Annotated in this window: 24 protein-coding genes; 16 read left to right on the forward strand and 8 right to left on the reverse strand. The window is 71.7% G+C overall.

The features are described 5' to 3' along the window. Positions 1–64 precede the first annotated feature (64 nt). On the reverse strand, positions 65–739 hold the full coding sequence (cofC, locus tag A5700_RS15595; protein WP_068072056.1) for a 2-phospho-L-lactate guanylyltransferase: 675 nt from the start codon (positions 737–739) through the stop codon (positions 65–67). Positions 740–876: 137 nt separating this feature from the next. On the opposite strand from cofC, the gene A5700_RS15600 reads away from it, so the two are divergent. Both A5700_RS15600 and A5700_RS15605 read left to right on the forward strand, forming a co-directional pair. After that, the gene (locus A5700_RS15600) at positions 877–1908 is read left to right on the forward strand and encodes an NAD(P)H-dependent glycerol-3-phosphate dehydrogenase (RefSeq protein ID WP_068072080.1); all 1032 of its coding nucleotides are present in this window, start codon (positions 877–879) and stop codon (positions 1906–1908) included. 24 nt (positions 1909–1932) lie between these two features. Next, positions 1933–3075: a D-alanine--D-alanine ligase family protein gene (locus A5700_RS15605; RefSeq protein WP_068072055.1), complete on the forward strand. Its 1143-nt coding sequence runs from the start codon at positions 1933–1935 to the stop codon at positions 3073–3075. 8 nt (positions 3076–3083) lie between these two features. Here the strand turns inward: A5700_RS15605 and A5700_RS15610 are convergent, their stop codons facing one another. Further along, positions 3084–3641, reverse strand: a complete 558-nt coding sequence (locus A5700_RS15610) for a DUF3515 domain-containing protein (RefSeq protein ID WP_068072054.1) — start codon at positions 3639–3641, stop codon at positions 3084–3086. 132 nt (positions 3642–3773) lie between these two features. On the opposite strand from A5700_RS15610, the gene A5700_RS15615 reads away from it, so the two are divergent. Continuing rightward, on the forward strand, positions 3774–4754 hold the full coding sequence (locus tag A5700_RS15615) for a thiamine-phosphate kinase (RefSeq protein WP_068204832.1): 981 nt from the start codon (positions 3774–3776) through the stop codon (positions 4752–4754). Between the two features lie 41 nt (positions 4755–4795). Beyond that, complete coding sequence (locus A5700_RS15620) at positions 4796–5479, forward strand: uracil-DNA glycosylase (RefSeq protein WP_068072050.1); 684 nt, start codon at positions 4796–4798, stop codon at positions 5477–5479. Between the two features lie 3 nt (positions 5480–5482). Here A5700_RS15620 and A5700_RS15625 read toward each other — a convergent pair whose 3' ends face one another. The 4 genes from A5700_RS15625 to A5700_RS15640 are packed head-to-tail and all read right to left on the reverse strand — an operon-like array spanning position 5483 to position 9216. Further along, complete coding sequence (locus tag A5700_RS15625; RefSeq protein ID WP_068072045.1) at positions 5483–6313, reverse strand: oxidoreductase; 831 nt, start codon at positions 6311–6313, stop codon at positions 5483–5485. Between the two features lies 1 nt (position 6314). Beyond that, a complete protein-coding gene (locus A5700_RS15630) occupies positions 6315–7559 on the reverse strand; it encodes a hypothetical protein (RefSeq protein ID WP_068072043.1) in 1245 nt (414 codons plus the stop codon). After that, the gene (locus A5700_RS15635; protein ID WP_068072039.1) at positions 7552–8766 is read right to left on the reverse strand and encodes a sulfotransferase; all 1215 of its coding nucleotides are present in this window, start codon (positions 8764–8766) and stop codon (positions 7552–7554) included. Before A5700_RS15635 ends, A5700_RS15630 begins: the two co-directional genes overlap by 8 nt. Before the next feature lie 6 nt (positions 8767–8772). Beyond that, the gene (locus tag A5700_RS15640; RefSeq protein WP_068072036.1) at positions 8773–9216 is read right to left on the reverse strand and encodes a nuclear transport factor 2 family protein; all 444 of its coding nucleotides are present in this window, start codon (positions 9214–9216) and stop codon (positions 8773–8775) included. 98 nt (positions 9217–9314) lie between these two features. On the opposite strand from A5700_RS15640, the gene A5700_RS15645 reads away from it, so the two are divergent. Together A5700_RS15645 and A5700_RS15650 are read left to right on the forward strand one after the other, a co-directional pair. Next, on the forward strand, positions 9315–10217 hold the full coding sequence (locus tag A5700_RS15645) for an SDR family NAD(P)-dependent oxidoreductase (RefSeq protein ID WP_068072034.1): 903 nt from the start codon (positions 9315–9317) through the stop codon (positions 10215–10217). A 2-nt stretch (positions 10218–10219) separates the two neighbouring features. Next, positions 10220–11041, forward strand: coding sequence for a mycofactocin-coupled SDR family oxidoreductase (locus A5700_RS15650; protein ID WP_068072031.1), 822 nt, complete (start codon positions 10220–10222; stop codon positions 11039–11041). Between the two features lie 10 nt (positions 11042–11051). Here the strand turns inward: A5700_RS15650 and rpmB are convergent, their stop codons facing one another. Continuing rightward, positions 11052–11246 (reverse strand): 50S ribosomal protein L28, encoded by a 195-nt coding sequence (rpmB, locus tag A5700_RS15655; protein ID WP_067749870.1) that lies wholly within the window; start codon positions 11244–11246, stop codon positions 11052–11054. Positions 11247–11558: 312 nt separating this feature from the next. Here rpmB and A5700_RS15660 point away from each other — a divergent pair, with 312 nt between their 5' ends. From A5700_RS15660 to A5700_RS15670, 3 genes are read left to right on the forward strand one after another with little or no spacing between them, the layout of a single operon-like run. Next, positions 11559–13220, forward strand: coding sequence for a DAK2 domain-containing protein (locus tag A5700_RS15660; RefSeq protein WP_068072078.1), 1662 nt, complete (start codon positions 11559–11561; stop codon positions 13218–13220). 2 nt (positions 13221–13222) lie between these two features. Continuing rightward, entirely contained in the window at positions 13223–15463 is a 2241-nt protein-coding gene (recG, locus tag A5700_RS15665; RefSeq protein WP_068072028.1) for an ATP-dependent DNA helicase RecG, read from the forward strand. After that, positions 15460–16179, forward strand: coding sequence for an HNH endonuclease family protein (locus tag A5700_RS15670; RefSeq protein ID WP_068072026.1), 720 nt, complete (start codon positions 15460–15462; stop codon positions 16177–16179). The genes recG and A5700_RS15670 overlap by 4 nt, the downstream gene beginning before the upstream one ends. A 15-nt stretch (positions 16180–16194) precedes the next feature. Here the strand turns inward: A5700_RS15670 and A5700_RS15675 are convergent, their stop codons facing one another. After that, a complete protein-coding gene (locus A5700_RS15675) occupies positions 16195–17037 on the reverse strand; it encodes an aldo/keto reductase (protein ID WP_068072024.1) in 843 nt (280 codons plus the stop codon). 431 nt (positions 17038–17468) lie between these two features. Between A5700_RS15675 and A5700_RS15680 the strand changes: the two genes are divergently transcribed. From A5700_RS15680 to A5700_RS15710, 7 genes are all read left to right on the forward strand, one after another. Then, a complete protein-coding gene (locus tag A5700_RS15680; RefSeq protein WP_068072022.1) occupies positions 17469–18593 on the forward strand; it encodes an alpha/beta hydrolase in 1125 nt (374 codons plus the stop codon). 86 nt (positions 18594–18679) lie between these two features. Beyond that, positions 18680–19447 (forward strand): DsbA family protein, encoded by a 768-nt coding sequence (locus A5700_RS15685; protein ID WP_068072020.1) that lies wholly within the window; start codon positions 18680–18682, stop codon positions 19445–19447. After that, positions 19444–20067, forward strand: a complete 624-nt coding sequence (locus A5700_RS15690) for a vitamin K epoxide reductase family protein (RefSeq protein ID WP_068072017.1) — start codon at positions 19444–19446, stop codon at positions 20065–20067. The genes A5700_RS15685 and A5700_RS15690 overlap by 4 nt, the downstream gene beginning before the upstream one ends. Positions 20068–20077: 10 nt before the next feature. After that, positions 20078–20632 (forward strand): 16S rRNA (guanine(966)-N(2))-methyltransferase RsmD, encoded by a 555-nt coding sequence (gene rsmD, locus A5700_RS15695; protein ID WP_068072015.1) that lies wholly within the window; start codon positions 20078–20080, stop codon positions 20630–20632. Positions 20633–20695: 63 nt separating this feature from the next. Further along, positions 20696–21178 (forward strand): pantetheine-phosphate adenylyltransferase, encoded by a 483-nt coding sequence (gene coaD / locus A5700_RS15700; protein ID WP_068072076.1) that lies wholly within the window; start codon positions 20696–20698, stop codon positions 21176–21178. Between the two features lie 135 nt (positions 21179–21313). Next, positions 21314–22267, forward strand: coding sequence for an amidohydrolase family protein (locus tag A5700_RS15705; protein ID WP_068072014.1), 954 nt, complete (start codon positions 21314–21316; stop codon positions 22265–22267). Further along, positions 22264–23958 (forward strand): thiamine pyrophosphate-requiring protein, encoded by a 1695-nt coding sequence (locus A5700_RS15710; RefSeq protein ID WP_068072012.1) that lies wholly within the window; start codon positions 22264–22266, stop codon positions 23956–23958. Before A5700_RS15705 ends, A5700_RS15710 begins: the two co-directional genes overlap by 4 nt. Positions 23959–23992: the final 34 nt, after the last annotated feature.

Consider the following 23992-nt stretch of genomic DNA (forward strand, 5'->3'; position numbering starts at 1 on the left):
CGGACATCCATTCGCCGTTGGGCCGACGTTCACCGGCAAGACAGCTTGCCTCGCGTCGCCGCGCTCAGTGCCGCGCGACGGCCCGCGCGGTCGCCGCGCCCACGCCCAGGCGGCGCGCGGCCGCCAGGTCGGCCGAGGTGTCGACGTCGCAGCGCAGCCCGGGCCAGGCGCCGGTCAGCTCGATGGCGCCCGAACGGCGGTGCCGTGCCGCCGAATCCGCGCCGAACCGGGGATCCAGCGGGCCGCCGAACGCGAACAGCGCCGCGGTTCCCGTGGCCGTCCGGTCGGCGACGAAGCTGCGCCGGTGGTGGCGCGCGGCGGCGATCGCCTCGCCCAGCTCCTGGGACTGCAACGCGGGTAAATCCCCTTGCAGCGCAACGATATTGGCATAAGAGCCGCGCAGCGCGCTCTCCGCACTGGTGAGCGCGTTGTTCAGCGGGTCGGGATGCCCGGCGGGCGTCGGGTCGGCCAGCACCGCGGCGCCCAGCTCGGTGGCCGCGGCGGCCGCGGCGTCGTCGGGGGTGATGACGGTGATCGAGCCGACCCCGCGCGCGCCCCGCGCGGCGGTGACGGTGTCGATCAGCATGGCCAGCACGACAGCCTCGCGGGCGGGTGCCGGGAACACCGGGGCCAGCCGGGTCTTGGCCGCGGACAACCGCTTGACGGCGATGACGAGGGCGACATCTCGGGTGCCCGCTTCGGGGCCGTGTCCCGCGCCGTCGGTGCGCGTGCCGCTCATGCACGTCATCCTGCCAGCGGCGCCGCGCGCGCGAACCGCGCCCCGCGCACTCGCGTGACGGCCCCGTCGGCGCTGATCTAGGGTGTAGCGGCCGCACGTGCCGCGTGCGGATTTCGGCCGACGACCGGGGGTGCTGGATGACGAGTTCGCGAGGCGCCGTCGCGGTCATGGGTGCCGGGGCGTGGGGCACGGCGCTGGCCAAGGTGCTCGCCGACGCGGGCGGCCCAGAGACCGGGGTGAAGCTGTGGGCACGCCGCGCCGACATCGCCGAGCGCATCAACGAGACCCGATACAACCCGGACTATCTGCCGGGCACGCCGCTGCCGGCGGGCATCCGCGCCACCGCCGACCCCGAGGAGGCCCTGGCCGGCGCCACCACCGTGTTGTTGGGCGTGCCGGCGCAGACGCTGCGGGGCAACCTGGAGGGCTGGGCACCGCTACTGCGCGACGGCGCGACGCTGGTGAGCCTGGCCAAGGGCATCGAGCTGGGCACCCTGATGCGGATGAGCCAGGTCATCGTATCGGTGACCGGCGTCGACCCCGGGCACGTGGCGGTGATCTCGGGGCCCAACCTGGCCAGCGAGATCGCCCTGTGCCAGCCGGCGGCGACGGTGGTGGCGTCCAACGACTCCGGGCGGGCGGTTGCCCTGCAGCGGATGCTCAACAGCGGTTACTTCCGCCCGTACACCAACAGCGACGTCGTGGGCACCGAGATCGGCGGGGCGTGCAAGAACGTCATCGCGCTGGCCTGCGGCATGGCGGTGGGGGTGGGCCTCGGCGAGAACACCGCCGCGGCGATCATCACCCGCGGCCTCGCGGAGATCATGCGGCTGGGGATCGCGCTGGGCGCCAAGGGCGCGACCCTGGCCGGGCTGGCCGGCGTGGGGGACCTGGTGGCCACCTGCACGTCGCCGCACTCGCGCAACCGCTCGTTCGGTGAGCGGCTCGGGCGGGGCGAGACCGTCGGCTCGATCCTGCGGGGCAGCCCCGACGGCGGCGACGGGCACGTCGTCGAGGGCGTGACGTCGTGCGAGTCGGTGCTGGCGCTGGCGTCCAGTTACGACGTCGAGATGCCGCTCACCGACGCCGTGCACCGGGTCTGCCACAAGGGGTTGTCGGTGGACGAGGCGATGGCGCTGCTGCTGGGCCGCAGCACCAAGCCGGAATGACTGACCCGGTAGCCTCTTGACATTGTGACTGCCAGCGACCGGCCGACGCCGCGCCCGGGGACCCCGGGTGAGCGGGTGCGCGTCGCCGTCGTCTTCGGGGGCCGCAGCAACGAGCACGCCATCTCGTGTGTGTCCGCGGGCAGCATCCTGCGCAACCTCGATCCGGAGCGGTTCGACGTGGTCCCGATCGGCATCACCCCGCAGGGGTCGTGGGTGCTCACCGACGGTGACCCGGCGGCGCTGGCGATCACCGATCGGCGGCTGCCCGAGGTGAGTTCCGACTCGGGCACCGAGCTGGCGTTGCCCGCCGACCCGCGGCGCAGCGGCCAACTGGTCTCGCTGAGCGGCGGCGCCGGCGAGGTGCTGGCGTCGGTCGACGTGGTGTTCCCGGTGCTGCACGGCCCCTATGGGGAGGACGGCACCGTGCAGGGCCTGCTCGAACTGGCCGGGGTGCCCTACGTCGGCGCCGGCGTGCTGGCCAGCGCCGCCGGCATGGACAAGGAGTTCACCAAGAAGCTGTTCGCCGCCGAGGGGTTGCCCGTGGGCCCGTACGCGGTGCTGCGCCCGACGCGGGCCACGCTGCGGGCCGAGGAGCGCGAGCGGCTGGGATTGCCGGTCTTCGTTAAGCCGGCCCGCGGCGGCTCGTCGATCGGCGTCAGCCGGGTCACCGGCTGGGACCAGCTCGACGATGCCATCACCCACGCGCGGCGGCACGACCCCAAGGTCATCGTCGAGGCGGCGATCGTCGGCCGCGAGCTGGAGTGCGGCGTCCTCGAAATGCCCGACGGCGCAATCGAAGCCAGCACGGTGGGGGAAATCCGGGTGGCCGGCGTCCGCGGCCGCGAGGACTCGTTCTACGACTTCGCGACCAAATACCTCGACGACGCAGCCGAATTGGACGTCCCGGCCAAGGTGGACGACGATATAGCCGCCAGCGTGCGGCAACTCGCGATCCGCGCGTTCACGGCGGTCGACTGCCAGGGGCTGGCCCGCGTCGACTTCTTCCTCACCGAGGACGGGCCCGTCCTCAACGAGATCAACACGATGCCCGGCTTCACCACGATCTCGATGTACCCCCGCATGTGGGCGGCCAGCGGTGTCGACTATCCCACGCTGCTGGCGACCATGGTGGAGACGGCGCTGGCGCGCGGGGTGGGGCTGCGCTAGCTAGCCGCTCAGCGCGCCGGGGCCGGGTTGATCGGCACGGCGGCGATGCTGTGGTCGATCACCTCGGAGAGCTGCTGAATGGGCGTGGGGCCCGAGCCCGACGGCAGGGTGAGCGCCACGTACACCGGGCGATCCACCGTGTACCAGGTGGCCCTGCCGACGTCACCGGCGGATTGCTGTTCGGAACGCACCTGGAACCACTGCACCCGGTCGACGACCTGGATCGGGGAGCCGACCACAAATTCGGCCGGGCGCTCGAGCCCGCAGCGCAGCACCACGGGGTCACGGTCCTGGCCCGCCCGCCAGGCGGCCACGCCGTGCGGCGCGGGCTGGGCGACGGCCGCGCGCTGGTAGTCGCCGAGCCGTTGCGGCAGCGCCCCGGTCAGCGCCTGGCAGGCGGCGTCGTCGGCCTGCGGCGCCGGGACGTCGGCCACGGCGACCGGCTGCGGGGGCGCCTCCCGGGTCGCCGCGACGGCCAGCACGACACCGACGGCGACGAGGGCCAGCACCACCGCGGCGATGATGGCCGCGCGGGGCGGCCCCGCGTCGGCGTCCGAATCGCCCATCACCGCCCTCCCGTTCGCGCGACCGTCTTCTAGACTGGCGCGGTCCGCCCGTATCGGCAGGGGTCCAACGTACCGCAGGCCGGGCGGGCGGCCGCGCCCCGCGACGGGCTCGACGGGCTCGAAGGAGGTGGCGTGCAGGACGACTCGGGCGACGCGCCGACCCTGCGGCAGGCCGGCGAGTTCGGCGTCATCGAGGGGCTGGTGCGGGGCCGCCGCCAGCCGCCCGCCGTGCTGCTCGGGCCGGGCGACGACGCGGCGCTGGTGTCCGCCGGTGCCGGCCGGGTCCTGGTGTCGACCGACATGCTGGTGCAGGACCGGCATTTCCGGCTGGACTGGTCGGCGCCCCACGACGTCGGCCGCAAGGCCATCGCCCAGAACGCCGCTGACATCGAGGCGATGGGCGGGCGCCCAACGGCCTTCGTGGTCGGCTTCGGCGCGCCCGGCGACACGGCGGTGGCCGACGTCGACGCCCTGGTCGACGGCATGTGGGACGAGGCGCAGCGGGTGGGCGCCGGCATCGCCGGCGGGGACCTGGTCGGCTGCCCGCAGTGGGTGGTCGCGGTGACGGTGCTCGGCGAGCTGGACGGCCGCGCGCCGGTGCCGCGCTCGGGCGCGACGGACGGTTCTGTGCTCGCCGTCGCCGGCGAGCTGGGCCGCTCGGCGGCCGGATTCGCGTTGTGGGACAACGGTATCGATGGTATCGAGGGTATCGATGGCTTCGAGGAGTTACGCCGCCGGCACCTGGTGCCCGAGCCGCCCTACGGTCAGGGCGCGGTGGCGGCGGCCGCGGGCGCGCAGGCGATGATCGACGTCTCCGACGGCCTGGTCGCCGACCTGCGGCACGTCGCCGAGGCGTCCGGCGTGGCGCTGCACCTGTCGACGGCGGCGCTGGCCGCCGACCGGGAGGCCGTTGCCGCGGCCGCGGCCGCGACCGGCGCCGACCCGTGGGCGTGGGTGCTGGGCGGCGGCGAGGACCACGCGCTGGTGGCGTGTTTCGCCGGCGCCGCGCCGCCCGGCTGGCGCGAGATCGGGCGGGTCGTCGACGGGCCGGCGGGCGTGCTGGTCGACGACCGGGAGTGGGACGGATACGCCGGCTGGCAGTCCTACCAGTAGGGTGGCGCGGTGATTGTCACCCCGATCGAGGCGGGGCCGCGGTGACGGCCCGGCCGCTGGACGAACTCGTCGAGCGGGGCTGGGCGGCGGCGCTGGCGCCGGTGGCCGACCAGGTGGCCCAGCTGGGACAGTTTCTGCGCGCCGAGGTCGCGGCCGGGCGCCGCTACCTGCCGGCGGGCCCGAACGTGTTGCGCGCGTTCACCTTTCCCTTCGACGAGGTCCGGGTGTTGATCGTGGGCCAGGACCCGTACCCCACGCCGGGACACGCGGTGGGGCTGAGTTTCTCGGTGGCGCCGGAGGTGCGGCCCGTGCCCCGCAGCCTGGCCAACATCTTCACCGAGTACACCGCCGACCTGGGTCACCCGACGCCGTCGAGCGGCGACCTGACGCCCTGGGCGCAGCGCGGCGTGCTGCTGCTCAACAGGGTGCTCACGGTGCGGCCGAGCGCGCCCGCCTCGCACCGCGGCAAGGGCTGGGAGGCGGTCACCGAGTGCGCCATCCGCGCCCTGACCGCCCGCTCGCAGCCGCTGGTGGCGATCCTGTGGGGCCGCGACGCGTCCACCCTGAAACCGATTCTGGCCGAGGGGAATTGCGTGGCGATCGAGTCACCCCACCCGTCGCCGCTGTCGGCGTCGCGCGGGTTCTTCGGGTCGCGCCCGTTCAGCCGGGCCAACCAGTTGCTGACCGAGCTGGGCGCGGAGCCGATCGATTGGCGGCTGCCCTGACGGCTAGCCGCCCTCGAAGTTCACGTTCTTGGTGACGGTTTCCCATTCGTCGATGGACGCCGAGAGCGCGGCGATCTTGTCGCGCATCGCCTTGAGCACGTCGCGTCCCAGCAGCAGCCGCAGCGGCGGCTCGTCGAGAGTGGTCACCAGCAGCACCGCCTCGGCCACCTTGCGCGGGTCGCCGGGCAGGTGGTCGGCGAACTGCTTGATCAGGTCCTTGCGCGCCTTGACGTCGGCGTAGTCGGCGATCGGGGTGCCGGACTCCTTCATGGACCTGCTGGCCCAATCGGTGCGAAAGGCGCCCGGCTCGATCGCGGTGACCTTGATGCCCAGCGGGCGCACCTCGGCGGCCAGCGCCTCGGACACCGCCTCCAGCGCGAACTTGGTCGAGGAGTAGTACGCGTTGGGCGGGTTGGCCACCAGTCCCGTCATCGACGAGATGTTGACGATGTGCCCCGAGCCGCGGGCGCGCATGGCGGGCAGCACCGCCTTGATCATGTCGACGGCACCGAAGTAGTTGACGTCGAACAGCTTTCGAACCTCGGCGTCTTCGCCTTCCTCGACGGCCGACAGGTAGCCGTGGCCGGCGTTGTTGACCAGGACGTCGATGCCGCCGTACGCCTGCTCGGCCGCCGCGACGGCGCCGGCGATCTGGCCGGCATCGGTGACGTCGAGCGCCACCGCGACCGCCCGGTCACCGAACTCGTCGACGAAGTCGCGTACCGCCTCGGCCCGCCGCGCGGTGACCACCACGCTGTGCCCGGCTTGCAATGCGGCGCGGGCGAGTTCGCGGCCGAAGCCGGTCGAGCAGCCGGTGATGAGCCATCGCGACATCTCAGGCCGTCCCTTCCGGCAGGCGCCGCAGATACGCCGCTCGGCGCTCGGCCAGTTCGGTCGCCCGTTGCTGCGCGGTCACCCGCGGCAGGTGCGGGACCTCGGCGTCGAGCCGGTCCAGCTTGACCACCCGGCCGCGCGCGCCCAGGCCCTCGCGCGGGCCCGCCTCGCCGAACTCGGCCATTCGCAGCGTCAAGATGGCTTCCCGCAGGCCGTCGGAGTCGATCCAATTCGCGACGCCGGGATCGGTCGGCGAGATCACGTAGGTGTAGGTGCCGTCGTCGCCCCGCACCGATTGCGCCTTGTTGAGGCTGCCGGTGCGGTCGACGATGTCCAGCGTGGTGCCCCAGACGTTGCTCAGCGGGACGGTGAAGTATTCGGCGCCCCCGTCGTCGAGGTCCACCACGAACGCCTCGTCGGGTTCGAGGTCGACGCGCCCCAACACGTACACCTGGTTGCGCATGGCGCCGACCTTGTCCGCCGACCAGGCGAGGTCGAAATGGTTGGCCGGCATCTTGTAGACGCCGTGGCTGAGTTTGCCGGTGAAGTCCGCGAAGTACGCCATCATGGCCGCGGTCGCCTCGGCCTGCTCGTCGCGGGTGCGGGCGGGGGTCGCCGGCGCCCCGCCGAGCCGCCGTACCTCGATGTGATTGGCGTCGTCACGGCCCCAGTCCAGCAGGACGTCGCGGATGTAGAACTCGTGGGCCTGAGCCGTGGTCTGTACGTGGTTGGGCCGGCCGTTGGCGGGATCGGCGTCGACGGTGATCGTGTAACCGCCGTCGGAGTCCACCGCCATGGTGCGCCCGTTGAGCACGGCGACGGTGCCCATGTGCGCGTCCCAGAGCGTGAAGTAGTTCTCGGTCATGCGATGCTCGCCGACGCGGCCGTGGATCTCGTAGCGTTCGTCGCCCGAAATCGGGATCACCCGGTAGACGCTGTCGGGATTGTCGATGCCCCAACGTGATCCGGGGATGCGCCGGCCGTTCACCGGGTGCGCCAGCCGGGTGATGCAGCTCACCTTCGGTCGCAACTTGTCCTGGTTGGACGACCAGATCGCCGCCGAGAACATCACCTCGGCGAATGCGTCGTCGAACCGCTCGCGCATGGCGTCGGAAGCCTTCGCGCGGCCCAGCCACCGTTCCGCCACATCGCGGTACGCCGCCTTGACGGTGGGATGCTCGATCAGATCGAGGGCGGCCAGTTCCTGCTCGTGCTGGGACGCCGTCGCGACCGGGTCGTCAGGCATGCGCTGTTCCTCCGATGTATCGTTCGAAACGCTTGTTGTACAACGAGAATCGTTCGTCGACCTGCTCGGGCCGCAGGCCGTGGTGCGCCAGGTCGTAGGGCGGGCGGGGCGCCTCGCGGGGCCGCTCGCGCAGCCAGCGCCGCATCGCGGCCTCCGCCTGTTCGGTCAGGGCCAGCCCGACCGCGGCGTAGACCCGGGCCACCTGCCCGAGGGGGTCGGCCACCGCCTCGTCGAAACCGAGGTCGGTGACCCGGGTTTCGTCGTCTGCCCAGGCGTCGCGCACGGCCATCGCCCGGTCGTTGGTCCAGCCCATCCGCGCCAGCCATTGCGCGCCCACCCGATGCCGGTCCACCGAATCGGCGTTCATGGCGTGCAGCGTGGCGTTCAGGCTCGCCCCGGAGGCGATGGTGGTGCGCGGGTCGCGGTGCATGTGCACCAGGTGCAGGTCGGGGAACTGCGCGCGCAGCAGGTCCAAATAGCCCAGGTGGGCCGGCGATTTCAGGACCCAGCGGCCGATTGGCGCGCCGCGTTGCCGCTTCTGCCACTGCAGGAACTGCAGCATCCGGTGCAGGTAGGCGTAGGCGGGGGAGAAGTCCTGCGCGTCGAGCCAGGCGCGGTAGCGGGGCAGGTGCGCGCCGGATTCGGGCACGTGCGACAAGAATGCGTCGGCGAGGAAGACGATCTCCTCCTCGGCCTCTCGCGCGTACATCGGGTGGATGGCGAACAACTCCGGGGCCAGCTCGCGCGACTTGGCTTCCCGCGCTTCGCTGATGGCGATGCGCGGGTCGGGGGCGTCGGTGAATCGATAGTCCAGGCGCGGCGCGACCTCGACGACCTCCCAGCCGTACGTGCACACCAGGCGGGCGTCGGCGGCCAGCAGCCGTTGTAGCAGCGTGGTGCCGCTGCGCATCATCCCGACGACGACGATCGGCGCGGTGATCCGCTCGTCGAGGATCTCGGGGTGCCGACGGATCCACTCCTGCGCGCGCAGCCGCATGCGCAGGCTGTGCACCAGCCCCGAGCGCAAGATGTGCACGCCTTGGGCATTGAGGCCGCTGAGGTCGGCGCGCGCGTAGTCGTCCAGCAGAACCCGCAGCGGGCCCTCGAAATCGCCTGGGCCCCAATCGGTCAAGCCCTCCTTGCGCTGGGCGTCGGCCAGCACGGCGGCGGGTTCGAAGGCCGCCTCGGCGGCGCTCGCGGGGGCCACGCGCGTCTAAAACTTCAGATGCTGACTGACGTCGCCGACCTGGTCGACGAACATGGTGCGGCTGTCGAACCACCAGGCGCCGTCCACCCGGTGGAAGGTGTCGTGGTAATGCCCGGTGACGATGATCTGCAGCGGCAGCGTCGGGGTGGCTTGGGTGACGCAGTAGTACGACGTGCTGCGCGCGGTGCCCGCCGCCTCGTCGATGTCCAGCTGCACGTTGGTGGTGTTGTGCTTGGTCTTCGGGGTGCCGTCCTCGTAGAGGCGGGTGGCCATGTCGTACATCTCGCGCACCCGCGCCGGGCCGGCGAACACCGTCTCGGGCGGCCCGTCCGCCACGCCGCAGATGCGGCCGTGCGTGAACAGTGCGGCCACTCCGTCGAGGTCACCGCCGTCGAGTCGTTCGGCGTAGCGGTAGATCAGGTTGGTGATTTCGCGCGCGCTGTCACTCATGCCCAAGCCATCTCCTCTGCCCGCTGCGGTGCGGTGTGCAGACCATGTTGGCAGAACAGCCCCAACTTACATAGAACCGCCCATTACTCTTAGTCGCCGTGACGTTACCTTGGACGCCGAGCCGGCTCGGCAACTTGACCGGCAAACGAGTCATCGTGACCGGGGCGACGAACGGCGTCGGCCTCGGCACCGCCCGAGCCCTGGCCAAGGCGGGGGCCCACGTGATCATGGCGGTGCGCAACACCGAGCTGGGCCGGCAACGTGCGGCGGAGATCGCCGCGATCGGCGGCGCCGCCCCGTCGGTGGCCAAGCTCGACCTCGCCGACCTGGAGTCGGTGCGTGCCTTCCCCGCCCAGATCGACGAGCCGGTGGACATCCTGATCAACAACGCCGGGGCGCTCACCGACCGGCGCACGGAAACGGTCGACGGGTTCGAGATGACCCTGGGCACCAACCTGCTGGGGCCGTTCGCGCTCACCAACCTGTTGCTGCCCAAGGTGCGCCGCCAGATCATCAACGTCGGCTCCGACGCGCACAAGTCGGCGACGCTGCGGCTCGACGATCTGCACCTGCGCCGGCACAAGTGGACCCGGCTGGGCGCCTACGCGCAGTCCAAGCTCACGGTCATGCTGTGGGGGCTGGACCTGGACCGCCGGCTGCGCGAGGCCCGGTCGCCGCTGGTCACCCAGCTCACCCATCCCGGCTGGGTGGCCTCCAACCTGTCGAACGTGGGCGATTCACGCCTGCAGTCGCTGGCGCATCGGGGCGTCAAGGTGGTGGCCGACCGGTTGGCCAACGACATCGACGAGGGCGCGGCACCCACCCTGTACTGCATCAGCGAGCCGGTGTCGCCCGGCGCGTTCGTCGGCGTGACCGGCAGGTTCGGCCTGCGTGGCGGGCCGGTGCTGATCGGGCGCTCGGTGGTGGCCTGCGACTACGAGACGGCCGCGCGCCTGGTGGACTTCGCCGAGCGCGAGACCGGCACGAAGGTGCAGGTGTAGCCGTGGGTGAGTTCGACAACACGGTCGCCGTCATCACCGGCGCGGCGCGCGGCCAGGGCCGCAGCCACGCCGTCGCGCTGGCCGAGCAGGGTGCCGACATCATCGCGGTCGACATCTGTTCCGACGTGGCGGCGATCCCGTACGCGCTGGGCACCAGGGCCGACCTCGACGAGACCGTGCGCCTCGTCGCCGCGGCGGGCCGCACGGCGGTCCCCGTCGTCGCCGACGTCCGGGACCTGGCGCAGCTGACGGCGGGGGTGCGGGCGGGCATCGACGCACTGGGCGACGTCGACATCGTGGTCGCCAACGCCGGGGTGGTGGCGATCGGCGACCCGGACGCCGGTTCCGAGCCGGTGTTCAACACGATCGTCGACACCAACCTCAAGGGCGTGTGGCACACGCTGCTGGCCACGGTGCCCTCGATCGTCGCCAAGGGCCGCGGCGGATCGGTGGTGCTGGTCAGCTCGTCGCAGGGCCTCACCGGCCGCGGCGGCGACGGCAGCGCCGCGATGTTCGCCTACGCCGCGTCCAAGCACGGCGTCGTCGGCTTGATGCGCTCGGCGGCCAACGCCTATGCGCCGCACAAGATTCGGGTGAACTCGGTGCACCCCAGCGGCGTGGCGACGCCGATGATCCTCAACGACTTCGTGGTAAATCGGATGCTGGAGAACCCGAATCCGGCCGTCTCGCAGATGCTGCTGCCCGACGTGCCGCTGGTCGAGGCCCAGGACGTCACCGAGGCGGTGCTGTGGCTGGCCGGCCCGCGTTCGCGCTACGTGACCGGGGTGTCGCTGCCGGTGGACGCCGGCCACGTCGTCATGTGACGGGTCGGGACTAGCCGCGGACGACCTTGCCGGCCTTGATGCAGGACGTGCACGCGTTGAGGCGCTGCTTGTTGCCGCCCGGCCGCGTCACGACGTGCACGGTCTGGACGTTCGGGTCCCACCGGCGGCTGGTGCGGCGGTGGGAGTGCGACACCGACTTACCGAAGCCGGGGCCCTTCCCGCAGATGTCGCACACAGCGGCCATGGTTCAAGCTCCTCAAATCTCGGGGGTCCGGCGCGCGGGACACATCTAGCGGCCGGGACGGCCCGGGTTCGCCCGGGCCCAATCAGGATACCGACTGTCGCGGCAACCACCAAAACGGTCACCGCCCCCGTCGCCGCCGCTGGCTAGGCTCAATGGGCGGCGCGCCGCGCCGGAAGGGTGGTGGTCGAGGTGGGCCGGACCGGGTGGCGCCGGGCTACGCTGGCGCGCACCGGGGGCCGCGTCGGGAGGCTTGAGGAGGTGGGTCGGGTGGGCACTTCGCGCGCGACGGCGTCTGCCGCGCAGGGCCGCCTGCTGGACGCGGTCACGCTGCGTGACTGGGCGCACACCGCCGTCTCCGACCTGATCACCCACATCGACGAGATCAACCGCCTGAACGTCTTCCCGATCGCCGACTCCGACACCGGCGCGAACATGCTGTTCACCATGCGCTCGGCCCTGGCCGAGGTGCAAGCCGAGGTCAAGCCCGGGTCCGAGGCCGGCCCGCGGTGCGCCGCCCGCGCGGCGGCGGCGCTGTCGACCGGCGCCCTCAACGGCGCCCGCGGCAACTCCGGGGTCATCCTGTCGCAGATCCTGCGCGGCATCGCCGACGTCACCGCCACCGTCGCGGCCGACGCCGGCGGGCGACTGACCCACATCGACGCCGACGTCCTGGGGGCCGCGCTGCAGCGCGGGGTGGAACTGGTGATCGCCTCGATGGGCGGCGAGGAGATCCCGGGGACCATCGTGTCGGTGCTGCGGGCGGCCGCCCGCGCCGTGCAGGACTGCGCGCGGGGCGGGGACGGGCTGCCCGCTGCGCTCGTCGCCGCGGGCGACGCCGCGGTGGTCGCGCTGGAGAAGACACCCGAGCAGCTCGAGGTGCTGGCCGACGCCGGCGCGGTGGACGCGGGGGGCCGCGGTCTGCTGGTGCTGCTGGACGCGCTGCGGTCGACGGTCGCGGGGCCGGCGCCGGTCCGCACGGTCTACGAGCCGTCGCCGCGGGAGCCCCAGCCCGCCACCGCCGAGCGCCCCACCCCGCAGTTCGAGGTGATGTACCTGCTGGACGGCTGCGCGGCCGACGCGGCCGACGCCCTGCGCGACCGGCTCGGGGAACTGGGCGATTCCGTGGGCATCGCGGCCGCGCCGTCGTCGGCGCAGCGCACCTACTCCGTGCACGTGCACACCGACGACGCGGGCGCCGCCGTCGAGGCCGGGCTGACGGCCGGCCGGCTCAGCCGCATCGTGATCTCGGCGCTGAACTCCGGCAGCAACGGCCTGCCCGCGGGCGGCTGGACCCGGGAGCGGGCGGTGCTGGCGGTGGTGGACGGCGACGGGGCCGCCGAGTTGTTCGCCGGCGAGGGCGCCGCCGTCTTGCAGCGCGAAACGGCGGTCGCCACCATCAGCGCGCACCAGCTGATGCGGGCGGTCGTCGACACGGGCGCCGCGCAGGTGATGGTGCTGCCCAACGGCTACGTCGCCGCCGAGGAGCTGGTCGCCGGGTGCACCGCGGCCATCGGGTGGGGGATCGACGTGGTGCCGATCCCGACGGGGTCGATGGTGCAGGGCCTGGCCGCGCTGGCGGTGCACGAGACCGGCCGGCAGGCCGTCGACGACGGCTACACCATGGCGCGGGCCGCCGGGGCGGCGCGGCACGGGTCGGTGCGTACCGCGACCGAGAGCGCGCTGACCTGGGCGGGGCGCTGCCGGCCGGGCGACGGCCTGGGCATCGCGGGCGACGAGGTGCTGATCGTGGCCCCGGACGTGACCGGCGCGGCGATCGGCCTGCTCGACCTGCTGCTGGCGTCCGGCGGGGACCTGGTGACGGTGCTGCTGGGCGCGGGCGTCGACACCGACGAGGACGCCGCCGCCGTGGGCGACATCCTCGAAGAGCACATGCACGACCACCACCCCGGCACCGAGCTGGTCACCTACCGCACCGGCCACCACGGCGACGCGCTGCTGATCGGGGTCGAGTAGCCGTGGTGTCGCTGAGCGATCGGCTGGATTTCGTCGTGGGCGCCAAGGTCGCCGACCTGCTCGACGAGGTGTTCGGCATCCGCACCGTCAACGACCTGCTGCGCCACTACCCGCGCAGCTACGTCGAGGGCGCGAGCCGGTGGGGCGCGGACGGCGTCGACTCCGAGCGGCCGCCGGCGGGCGAGCACATCACGATCATCGACACCATCTCGGACACCGAGACGTTCCCGATGAAGAAGAACCCGAAGAGGCTGTGCCACCGCATCACCCTCGGCTCGGGCCGCGCGAAGGTGACCGCCACGTTCTTCAACGCGAACTACATCAAGAAGGAGCTCACCGCGGGCACCAAGGTGATGCTCTCCGGCGAGGTCGGCTTCTTCCGCAACGTCATGCAGCTGACACACCCGGCGTTTCTGCTGCTGGAAACCCCGGACGGGCGCAACCGGGGTACCGCCTCGCTGCGCAGCATCGCCGACACCTCCCACGCCACCAGCGGCGAGGACATCGCCGAGGCCTACGAGGGCCACTTCTTTCCCATCTACGCCGCCAGCGCGAAGCTGCAGAGCTGGACCATCTTCGCCAGCATCCGCCAGGTGCTCGACGTGCTCGATCCGGTGCCCGACCCGCTGCCCGCGGACCTGCGCGACGGGCTCGGCCTGATCTCCGAGGACGAGGCGCTGCGGGCCGTGCACCTCGCCGAGGACGGCGCGCAGCGCCAGCGGGCGCGTCAGCGGCTGACATTCGACGAGGCGGTGGGGCTGCAATGGGCGCTGGTGGCGCGCCGCCACGGCGAGTTGTCCGAGTCGGGCCCGCCGGCGCCGCCGCGGCCCGACGGCCTGGTCAACGAGCTGTTGGGCCGGCTGCCCTTCGAGCTGACGGCGGGGCAGCGCGAGGTGCTCGCGGTGCTGTCCGACGGGCTCGCGGCGACCCGCCCCATGAATCGCCTGCTGCAGGGTGAGGTGGGCTCCGGCAAGACGATCCTCGCCGTTTTGGCCATGCTGCAGATGGTGGACGCCGGCTACCAGTGCGCCCTGCTGGCGCCGACGGAAGTCCTTGCCGCCCAACACCTTCGGTCGATCACCGACGTGCTGGGCCCGTTGGCGATGGCGGGTCAGCTGGGTGGCGCCGATAGCGACGGCGGGGCGGCCACCCGGGTCGCGCTGCTCACCGGCTCGATGACCGCGGCGCAGAAGAAACAGGTCCGCGCCGAGATCGCCGGCGGCCAGGTCGGGATCGTCGTGGGCACCCACGCGCTGCTGCAGGACGCGGTCCAATTCGACAACCTGGGCATCGTGGTGGTCGACGAACAGCACCGGTTCGGCGTCGAGCAGCGAGATCAGTTGCGCGCCAAGGCCCGTCCGGGCATCACGCCGCATCTGCTGGTCATGACGGCGACACCGATCCCGCGCACCGTGGCGCTGACCGTGTACGGCGACCTGGAAACTTCGACGCTGCGCGAACTTCCGCGCGGACGCCAGCCGATCACGAGCAACGTGATCTTCGTCAAGGACAAGCCCGCCTGGCTGGACCGCGCCTGGCGGCGCATCACCGAGGAGGTCGCGGCGGGCCGGCAGGCGTATGTGGTGGCCCCGCGGATCGACGAGACCGACGACGCGGACAAGGGCGAGCAGGGCGCGCGGCCGTCGGAGACCGCGGAGGGCCTGTACGCGCGGCTGCGCGCGCACGAGTTGGCCGCGGTGCGGCTCGGGCTGATGCACGGCCGGCTGCCGGCCGAGGAGAAGGATGCGGCGATGGCGGCGTTCCGCGCCGGGGAGACCGACGTCCTGGTGTGCACCACCGTGATCGAGGTGGGTGTCGACGTGCCCAACGCCACCGTCATGGTGGTGATGGACGCCGACCGGTTCGGCATCAGCCAGCTGCATCAGCTGCGCGGGCGCATCGGCCGCGGCCAACATCCCAGCCTCTGCCTGTTGGCCACCTGGTCCTCGGCGCAGTCGCCGGCGGGTCGGCGGTTGCGCGCCGTCGCCGAGACGCTCGACGGCTTCGCGCTCGCCGACCTGGATTTGAAGGAACGGCGTGAGGGCGACGTGCTGGGCAACATCCAATCGGGGCGGGCGATCACCCTGCGGCTGCTCTCGCTGGCCGACCACCTCGACATCATTGAGGCCGCCCGCGCTCACTGCGTGCAGGCCTACGAGCGCGACCCCGGTGACGCGGGGCTGGCGCTGCTGGCGGCGCCGTTCACCAACACCGACCGCATCGAATACCTGGACAAGTCGTGACCGCCCACCGCAGGGTGCTGCTGTGGTTGTCGGCGGCCGCGCTGCTGGCGGTGGTGGTGGCCTATCAGACGGTGGGTTCGACGGCGGCCCGGCACGCGCGGGAGTACTCCGCGCGTGCCGACGTCCCGACCGTGCAGCCGGGCGCGGACGTTCTCGCCGGCATCCCGGTGGTCCCGCTGCGGGTGCACCGCTACGACTATCGGCGGGCGGCGTTCGGCGACGCCTGGGACGACGACAACGACGCCCCCCTGGGCCACAACGGCTGCGACACCCGCGACGACATCCTCAACCGCGACCTGGTCGACAAGACCTACGTGCCGGTCAAGCGCTGCCCCGACGCGGTGGCCACCGGCGTCCTGCACGACCCGTACACCAACAAGACGATCGCCTTCGCCCGCGGCCCGAAGGTCGGCGAGGCCGTGCAGATCGACCACATCGTCCCGCTGGCCTACGCGTGGGACATGGGCGCCGCCGGCTGGCCCGCCGCCGAGCGGCTGCGCTTCGCCAACGACCCCGCCAACCTGCTGGCCGTCGACGGTCAGGCCAACCAGGACAAGGGGGATTCGCCGCCGGCGTTGTGGATGCCGCCCAACGCCGCGTTCGCCTGCCAGTACGCCATGCAGTTCATCGCCGTGCTGCGCGGCTACGCGCTGCCGGTGGACCAGCCTTCGGTGGACCCCCTGCGCCGGGCCGCCGCCACCTGCCCGGCGGCGTGAGTCCCGGCCGGCTCCCTAGCCCTCGAAGGTGTTGGGGTCCGGGCGCAGCCGGGTGCCGTCGTTCAGGCCGTTGATCGCCTCGACGTGCTCCGCGGCCAGCTCGAAGTCGAACACGTCGAGGTTGGCGGCGATGTGCTCGGGGTTGGCCGAGCGGAAGATCACGGAGTTGCCCAACTGCAGGTTCCACCGCAGCAGCACCTGCGACGGCGTCTTGCCGTACTCGCCGGCGACCGACGTCACCGTCGGGTTGTCGTTCAGCTTGCCCAGCACGAGCGGGGTGTAGGACTGGGTGACCACGTTGTGCTCGGCGTTGGTCTTGCGCAGCGCCTCCTGATTGAGCAGCGGGTGCAGCTCCACCTGGTTGACCGCGGGGGTGACGAAGGTCAGGTCGATGACGTCCGTCAGGTGCTCCTCGGTGAAGTTCGAGACACCGATGGACCGCGCCAGCCCGTTGCCCCGGACCTGGATCAGGCCGCCGAAGGAGTTGACGTACTCGCCCTTGGCCGGCGCCGGCCAGTGGACCAGGTAGAGGTCGACGTAGTCCAGGCCGAGCCGTTCGAGGCTTTCCTGGAAGGCCTCCTCGGACCGCTTGAAACCGTGATCGGCCGTGGCCAGCTTGGTGGTGACGAACACTTCGGCGCGCGGGATCCCGGAGGCGGCGATCGCGCGGCCGACGGCGGCCTCGTTGCCGTAGGCCGACGCGGTGTCGATGAGCCGGCAACCCAGCTCGAGCGCCGCCGAGACGGCGCGTTCGGTCTCATCGTCGGAGAGGTCCGCGACCCCCAGGCCGAGCGCCGGGATCGTGTTCTCGTCGTTAAGAGCTATGGACGGTATGGCGGTGCCCGACTCGCCAGTCATCGTCATTCACCTGCCTATGCATTTTGAAGGTCGGGTCTTGCGACCAAGTCGAAGCCCGTCGTCGTGCGGCGAACCCGGCGCCTGCCGATCAGCGCCGCTTGGCGCCGCGACCGGCATCGAGCACATCGAGTCGCTCGCAATCGCGTGGAGGGGTTCACCGACTTGCGGTCCACGATATTACCCAGGGGGTAATTCGCGGTGATCGACACCTGACGCGGCCGCACATTTTCCTGGCGGTCGTCCGGGGCGGCTTCGCTTACCGCGTGCGCGCCGCGCCTGTGGCACTGCAGTAGCGTTGGTCGGGCGGCGCTGCCCCGCCAGTTCCCGCGTGGTCGCCGGCCGTTCGGGAGGCCGCGACGGATCGAGACGACGGCGGGACCGAATAATCGACCGCCGTTGCTGCTCAATACCTGTGTTCAAGGGGGTCGTCCATGACTGCGAGCTCGTCCGCAAGCGTTTCTGCCGCGCCGGCCCCGGGGACCAAGCAGCCGCCGCTGCGGTTGACCAGCCGCCTGCAGCGCACGGCCACCACGGTCGGCGTGAAGGTCATTCCGTGGGTCCCGACCGCGCTGCGGCGGGGCTTGGTGCGCGGCCGGTCGGTCATCATCGACGGCAACACGCTCGACCCCACCCTGCAGGTGATGCTGTCCGGGCTGCGCGCCGTCGGCATCGACGGGCTGGTCGTCGACGACGACCCCCGGGTGTCACGGGATTCGCTGCGCGAAACGAGCGTGAGCATGCCGGGCCCGCAGATCCACGTCGGCGTCGGGGACCTGTCCCTGCCCGGTCCGGCCGGGGAGATCCCCGCGCGCCACTACCGCCCGCCCGGCGGGGACGCCGCGCCCCTGCTGGTCTTCTATCACGGCGGCGGCTGGACGCTGGGCGACCTGGACACCTACGACGCACTGTGCCGGCTGATCTGCCGCGACGCCGGGATCCACGTGCTGTCGATCGACTACCGCCTGGCGCCCGAGCACCCCGCCCCGGCCGCGCTGGAGGACGCCTACGCGGCGTTCACCTGGGCTTACGAGCACGGCGCCGAGCTAGGCGCGGTACCCGGACGGGTGGCGGTCGGCGGGGACAGCGCCGGCGGCAACCTGGCCGCCGTGGTGAGTCAGCGGGCCCGGGACGAGGCCGGCCCGGCCCCGGTGCTGCAGTGGCTGCTCTACCCGCGCACCGACTTCACCGCGCAGGGCCGCTCGCTGACGCTGTTCTCACGCGGCTTCCTGCTGACCAAGCGCGACATCGACTGGTTCACCTCCCAGTACCTGCGGGGCAGCGGCATCGACGCCACCGACCCGCGGGTGTCGCCTGCGCTGGCCGAGTCGCTGGCCGGACTGCCGCCCGCGCTGATCGCCGTCGCGGGTTTCGACCCCCTGCGTGACGAGGGCGAGGCCTACGCGGCGGCGCTGCGAGCCGCGGGCACCGAGGTAGACCTGCGCTACCTGGGCACGTTGACGCACGGCTTCGCCAACCTGTTCAAGCTGGGCGGCGACAGCGCCGTGGCCACGAGTGAACTGATCTCCGCGCTGCGCGCCCACCTGAGCCGGGCCTGACCCGGGCGCCGGTAATCTGAAGGCGCCTCGTCGGATCGCCCCCGTCACCGGCGCGCCGACACCCCGAGCAAGGAGCTGGAGAACCCGTGGCCGACAAATCCAAGCGTCCACCGCGATTCGACATGAAGTCGGCCTCCAACGGGAAGTCCGGCCGGCTGGTGCAGATCGGCGGCACCGCGTTCGTCGTGATCTTCGCGGTCGCGCTGGTCTTCTACATCGTCACGTCGCACCACAAGAAGACCGCCGCCGCCGGTCCGGGCGACTCGGTGCGGGTGACGTCGAGCAAGCTGGTGACCCAGCCGGGCACGTCCAACCCGAAGGCCACCGTCGCCTTCTACGAGGACTTCCTGTGCCCCGCCTGCGGCAACTTCGAGCGCACCTTCGGGCCGACCGTGGGCAAGCTCATCGACATCGGCGCCATCGCCGCCGACTACAACATGGTGTCGATCCTGGACAGCGCCAGGAATCAGAACTACTCGTCGCGGGCCGGCGCCGCCGCGTTGTGCGTGGCCGACGAGAATCTCGATGCGTTCCGCCGGTTCCACTCCGCGCTGTACAGCAGCGACATCCAGCCCAGCGAGACCGGCAAGACGTTCCCGGACAACGCCCGCCTGATCGAGCTGGCGCGCGAAGCCGGTGTCGTCGGCAAGGTGCCGGAATGCATCAACAGCGGCAAGTACCTGTCGAAGGTCACCGGTGAGGCGGCCGCCGCGAAGATCACCGCGACGCCCACCATCAAGATCAACGGCGACGACTACGAGCCGTCCACGCCCGACGCGCTGGTCAGCAAGATCAAGCAGATCGTGGGTGACGTGCCCGGCATCGACGGCGCCGCCGCCCCCGCGGCTGCGTGACCGGTGCGGTGTCGGCGCCCACCGCCGCGTCCGCCGGCGACCTGACTCCCCGCGTTCCCGCGCCGAGCGCCTGGTGGGTGCTGATCGCCGGGGCGGTCGGGCTGGCCGCGTCGATGACGCTGACGGTGGAGAAGATCGACATTCTGCTCAACCCGGCGTACGTACCGTCCTGCAACATCAACCCGATCCTGTCGTGCGGCTCGGTGATGGTCACGCCGCAGGCGTCGCTGCTGGGATTCCCGAACCCGCTGCTGGGGCTGGTCGCCTTCGCCGTGGTGGTCGTCACCGGTCTCCTGGCGGTGACGAAAGTGCCGCTGCCGCACTGGTATTGGGTAGGCCTGACGGTCGGATTGCTGATCGGCGCCGCCTTCGTGCACTGGCTGATCTTTCAGAGCCTGTACCGCATCAACGCGCTGTGCCCGTACTGCATGGTGGTGTGGGTGGTGACCATCTCGCTGCTCGTGGTGGTCGCGTCGATCGCGGCCCGGCCGGTGCTGCCGCAGAGCGGCCCGGTGGCCCTGCTCTACCAGTGGCGCTGGTCGATCGCCGCGCTGTGGTTCACCGCGGTGTTTCTGCTGATCATGGCGCGGTTCTGGGACTATTGGTCCACGCTGCTGTAGGGGTGCGCCGGTGACCCGCATCATCGGCGGTGTAGCCGGCGGCCGACGCCTCGCCGTGCCGGCCCGGGGCACCCGGCCGACCACCGATCGCGTGCGCGAATCGCTGTTCAACATCCTTTCCGCCCGGCTGGATCTGGACGGGCTCGCGGTCCTGGACCTGTACGCCGGGTCGGGTGCCCTGGGGTTGGAGGCGTTGTCGCGCGGGGCCGCCACCGCGGTGTTCGTCGAGTCGGACGCGCGCAGCGCCGCGGTGCTCGCCCGCAACATCGACACCGTCGGGCTGCCCGGGGCGACGCTGCGCCGGGCCGCGGTCGCCGCGGTCGTGGCGGCCGGCGCCGGCGCCGCCGTCGACCTGGTGCTGGCCGACCCGCCGTACGAGCTGGCCGCCGCCGACGTCGAGGCCGTGCTCGCCGGGCTGCGGGATCACGGCTGGACGCGGGCGGGGACCGTCGCGGTGGTCGAACGGGCGACCTCAAGCCCGCCGCTGACCTGGCCTTCCGACTGGTCGCAATGGCCGCAGCGGGTCTACGGCGACACCCGATTGGAGCTCGCCGAGCGGCTCTGAGGGCCGTGTAACGTCGTCTGTCATGCGTTCAGCCGCAGCTCCGTACCGGCATCGGTGCGCGCCGTGACCGGCGCGGTCTGCCCGGGGTCGTTCGACCCGGTCACGTTGGGCCACATCGACGTCTTCGAACGGGCGTCCGCCCAGTTCGACGAGGTTGTGGTCGCGATCCTGGTCAACCCCGCCAAGAAGGGCATGTTCGACCTCGACGAGCGGATCGCCATGATCAACGAGTCGACGACGCACCTGGACAATCTGCGGGTGGAAGCCGGTCAGGGGCTGGTGGTCGACTTCGTGACCTCCCGCGGCATGACCGCCATCGTCAAGGGCCTGCGCACCGGCACCGACTTCGAATACGAGTTGCAGATGGCCCAGATGAACAAGCACATCGCCGGCGTCGACACCTTCTTCGTCGCCACGGCCCCGCAGTATTCGTTCGTGTCGTCGTCGCTGGCCAAAGAGGTGGCGATGCTCGGTGGCGACGTGTCCCAGCTGCTGCCCGAACCCGTGAATCGACGGATCCGCCAGAGGCGCTCCGAGCGGTCTTGACGGCCGGCCGGCCGTTCGACGCGGAAAGCGTTCTGCGGCAAGCTGGTTGACGAGGCCGACGGCGACCCGGAGTATCCCGGCGCCCAGCGGGTACCCGCCGCTGTCAAGTGGGAGTCGGCGGAAGGGGCACGGCTGGTGAAATACATCGCGCTCGAGGAGGCTTTCTCGATACCGGGGATCGCCGACCCCATGGCCCGGTTGTCGTCGCGGGTGACGCCCTATGTCCAGGACTGGCTGCGCAAGCTGCCCGACTTCACCGAGTACCGGTTACCGGAGATGGACGCGGCCGGCATCGACATCCAGGTGCTGTCGCTGACCGTCCCGGGCCTGCAGGCCGACCTGGATCCGGGCACCGCGCGGGACAACGCCAGGCGCGCCAACGACTATCTGGCGCAAGTGGTTGCCGAGCACCCGAGCCGGTTCCGCGGTTTCGCCGCTCTTCCGTTGCAGGACCCCGCCGCGGCGGTCGCCGAGCTGGAGCGCTGCGTCAACGAGTTGGGCTTCTGCGGGGCGCTGATCAACGATCACCTCGGCGGTCATTACCTCGACGAGCCGCTGTTCGAGCCGGTATGGGAAGCCCTGGAATCCCTTGACGTGCCACTGTATTTGCATCCGGGCGCGCCGCCCGCCGACGACTGGCACGTGCTGAACGGTCACCCGGAGCTCTACGGCGCCATGTGGAGTTGGGCCGCCGAGGTGTCCGGGCACGCGTTGCGGGTGCTGTGCAGCGGCGTGTTCGACCGGCATCCCTCGGCGACACTGATTCTGGGGCACATGGGCGAATTCCTGCCCTACCAACGCAGCCGCCTGGACTCGCGGTACGCCACCATCAACACCGACTACCGGCTGCAACGTCCGCCGTCGGCGTATCTGGGCACCAACGTCGTGTTCACCACCAGCGGCGTGTTCTCGCCGGCCGCCTTGTTGGGCGCGGTGCTGGAAGTGGGCGCCGACGCCATCATGTTCTCGGTCGACTACCCCTACGAGTCCTCGCGGGAGGCGGTCGACGGGTTCGAGCGCGCGACGCTGCAACCCGATGACCGGGAGAAGATCGCGCACGGCAACGCCGAGCGAATCCTCAAGATATGACCGGCGATTCGGAGGCCGCCGCCGACCTGGTCGCGCTCCTCGCCGACGAGGGGGTGTCGCACTTCTTCATCAACCCCGGGACCGATTCCGCGCCGCTGCAGGAGGCGTTGGCCGCCGCGCGCGCCGCCGGTTCGCCCAGCCCGCGGGCGGTGTTGTGCGTGCACGAGAGCATCGCGCTAGCGGCCGCCATCGGCCATCACCTGGTCAGCGGGCGGCCGCAGGCCGTGATGGTGCACGTGGATGCGGGCACGCTGAACCTCGGCTGCCAGCTGCACAACGCCCAGCGCAACGGGACACCCGTCGTCATGTTCGCCGGGCGCACGCCCTACAGCGCGGCGCCCGAGGTGCGGGGCCATCGCGACACGTTCATCCATTGGCAGCAGGAGCAACTCGACCAGGCCGCCGTCGTGCGCAACTACGTCAAGTGGCACATGGAGGTTCCGCGCGGCCGCGAGCTGGCCCCGATCGTGCGTCGCGCCTTCCAGGTGACGCAATCCAGCCCGACGGGCCCCGCGTACGTGATGCTGCCCCGGGAGTCCCTCATGGAGCCGGGCGCCGGCGAGCTGCCGCGCCGGCTGCCGCCGGCCGTGCCGCCCGGACCGGATCCCGGCGGCCTGGAGCGGCTGGCGGGCATCCTGGCCGAGGCGGACCGGGTCGTCATCGTCACGTCGCGAACCGCCGCGGATCCGGCGAACGCCACGGTGCTGGCCCGCATTGCCGAGTTGCTGGGTGCGCCGGTGCTCGATCAGGGCGATCGCGCGAATCTGCCGCTGGGGCACCCGCTGCACCTGATGGGTGACCCGTCCCCGTTGCGGACCGCGGACGCGGTGTTGCTCCTCGACTCCGAAGTGCCCTGGGTGCCAACACAACTCGCCCCGCCCGAGCACGCCCGGGTGGTGCAGATCGACGCCGATCCCGTCAAGGCCGGCATGCCGCTGTGGACGTATCCGGTGGAGGTGGCGCTGACCGCCGACACCCGGGCGGCGCTGCCCTTGCTGGAGCAGGCCTTGCGGCGGTTGAGCACCGACGATTCGCGCGAGCGGTGGGCGGCGCGCCGGCGGGACGCCGAAGCCGACATCGCACAACGCCGCGTGGAGCATGCGCGACGCGCCGCGTCCGACGCGGACGCCGACGCCCCCGACGCCATGCTCGCCGCGCTGAACCGCGCGCTGCCCGAGGACGCGATCGTGGTCGAGGAGGCGGTGACCAATCGGCCCGCCGTGGGCCGGCAGGTGCTCCGGCCGCCGGGACGCTTCTTCGACACTGGCGCACCCGCACTCGGATGGGTGTTGGGCGGCGCGTTCGGTGTGAAGCTGGCTGCCCCCGACGCGCCGGTCGTCGCGATCTGCGGTGACGGCTCCTTCAACTTCAGCGTGCCCACCGCGGCGTTGTGGTCGGCGCACCGTTATCGCGCGCCATTCGTCACGGTGGTGCTGAACAACCATTCCTACTGGGCGTCCAAGCGTCCCGTCATGGACCTCTATCCCGACGGAATCTCCGTGCACGAGAACGATTTTCCCGAGACCCAGCTGGCGCCGGACACCGATTACGCCGCCCTGGCGGCGGCCTGCGGCGGCAGCGGCCGCGTGGTGCCGTCAGCTGACGACATGGCCGAGGCCGTCGCGTGGGCGCTCGCCGAGGCCGTCGCCGGGCGCTGCACGGTGCTCGACGTGCGGCTTCCGCAACCGTAACCGCCGCACGCCGCGCCGTCGATGGTGTGGAGGA

This window comes from Mycobacterium sp. E1214 (assembly GCF_001666755.1).
GTDB lineage: Bacteria > Actinomycetota > Actinomycetes > Mycobacteriales > Mycobacteriaceae > Mycobacterium.

What these genes read in the sequence shown, in the direction of transcription:
- A5700_RS15600 (WP_068072080.1), top strand. Translation starts at nt 877, where the DNA reads ATGACGAGTTCGCGAGGCGCCGTCGCGGTCATGGGTGCCGGGGCGTGG.
- rpmB (WP_067749870.1), bottom strand. Translation starts at nt 11,246, where the DNA reads ATGGCCGCTGTGTGCGACATCTGCGGGAAGGGCCCCGGCTTCGGTAAG.
- A5700_RS15610 (WP_068072054.1), bottom strand. Translation starts at nt 3,641, where the DNA reads ATGGGCGATTCGGACGCCGACGCGGGGCCGCCCCGCGCGGCCATCATC.
- cofC (WP_068072056.1), bottom strand. Translation starts at nt 739, where the DNA reads ATGAGCGGCACGCGCACCGACGGCGCGGGACACGGCCCCGAAGCGGGC.
- A5700_RS15630 (WP_068072043.1), bottom strand. Translation starts at nt 7,559, where the DNA reads ATGCCTGACGACCCGGTCGCGACGGCGTCCCAGCACGAGCAGGAACTG.
- A5700_RS15710 (WP_068072012.1), top strand. Translation starts at nt 22,264, where the DNA reads ATGACCGGCGATTCGGAGGCCGCCGCCGACCTGGTCGCGCTCCTCGCC.
- A5700_RS15680 (WP_068072022.1), top strand. Translation starts at nt 17,469, where the DNA reads ATGACTGCGAGCTCGTCCGCAAGCGTTTCTGCCGCGCCGGCCCCGGGG.
- A5700_RS15675 (WP_068072024.1), bottom strand. Translation starts at nt 17,037, where the DNA reads ATGACTGGCGAGTCGGGCACCGCCATACCGTCCATAGCTCTTAACGAC.
- A5700_RS15625 (WP_068072045.1), bottom strand. Translation starts at nt 6,313, where the DNA reads ATGTCGCGATGGCTCATCACCGGCTGCTCGACCGGCTTCGGCCGCGAA.
- A5700_RS15640 (WP_068072036.1), bottom strand. Translation starts at nt 9,216, where the DNA reads ATGAGTGACAGCGCGCGCGAAATCACCAACCTGATCTACCGCTACGCC.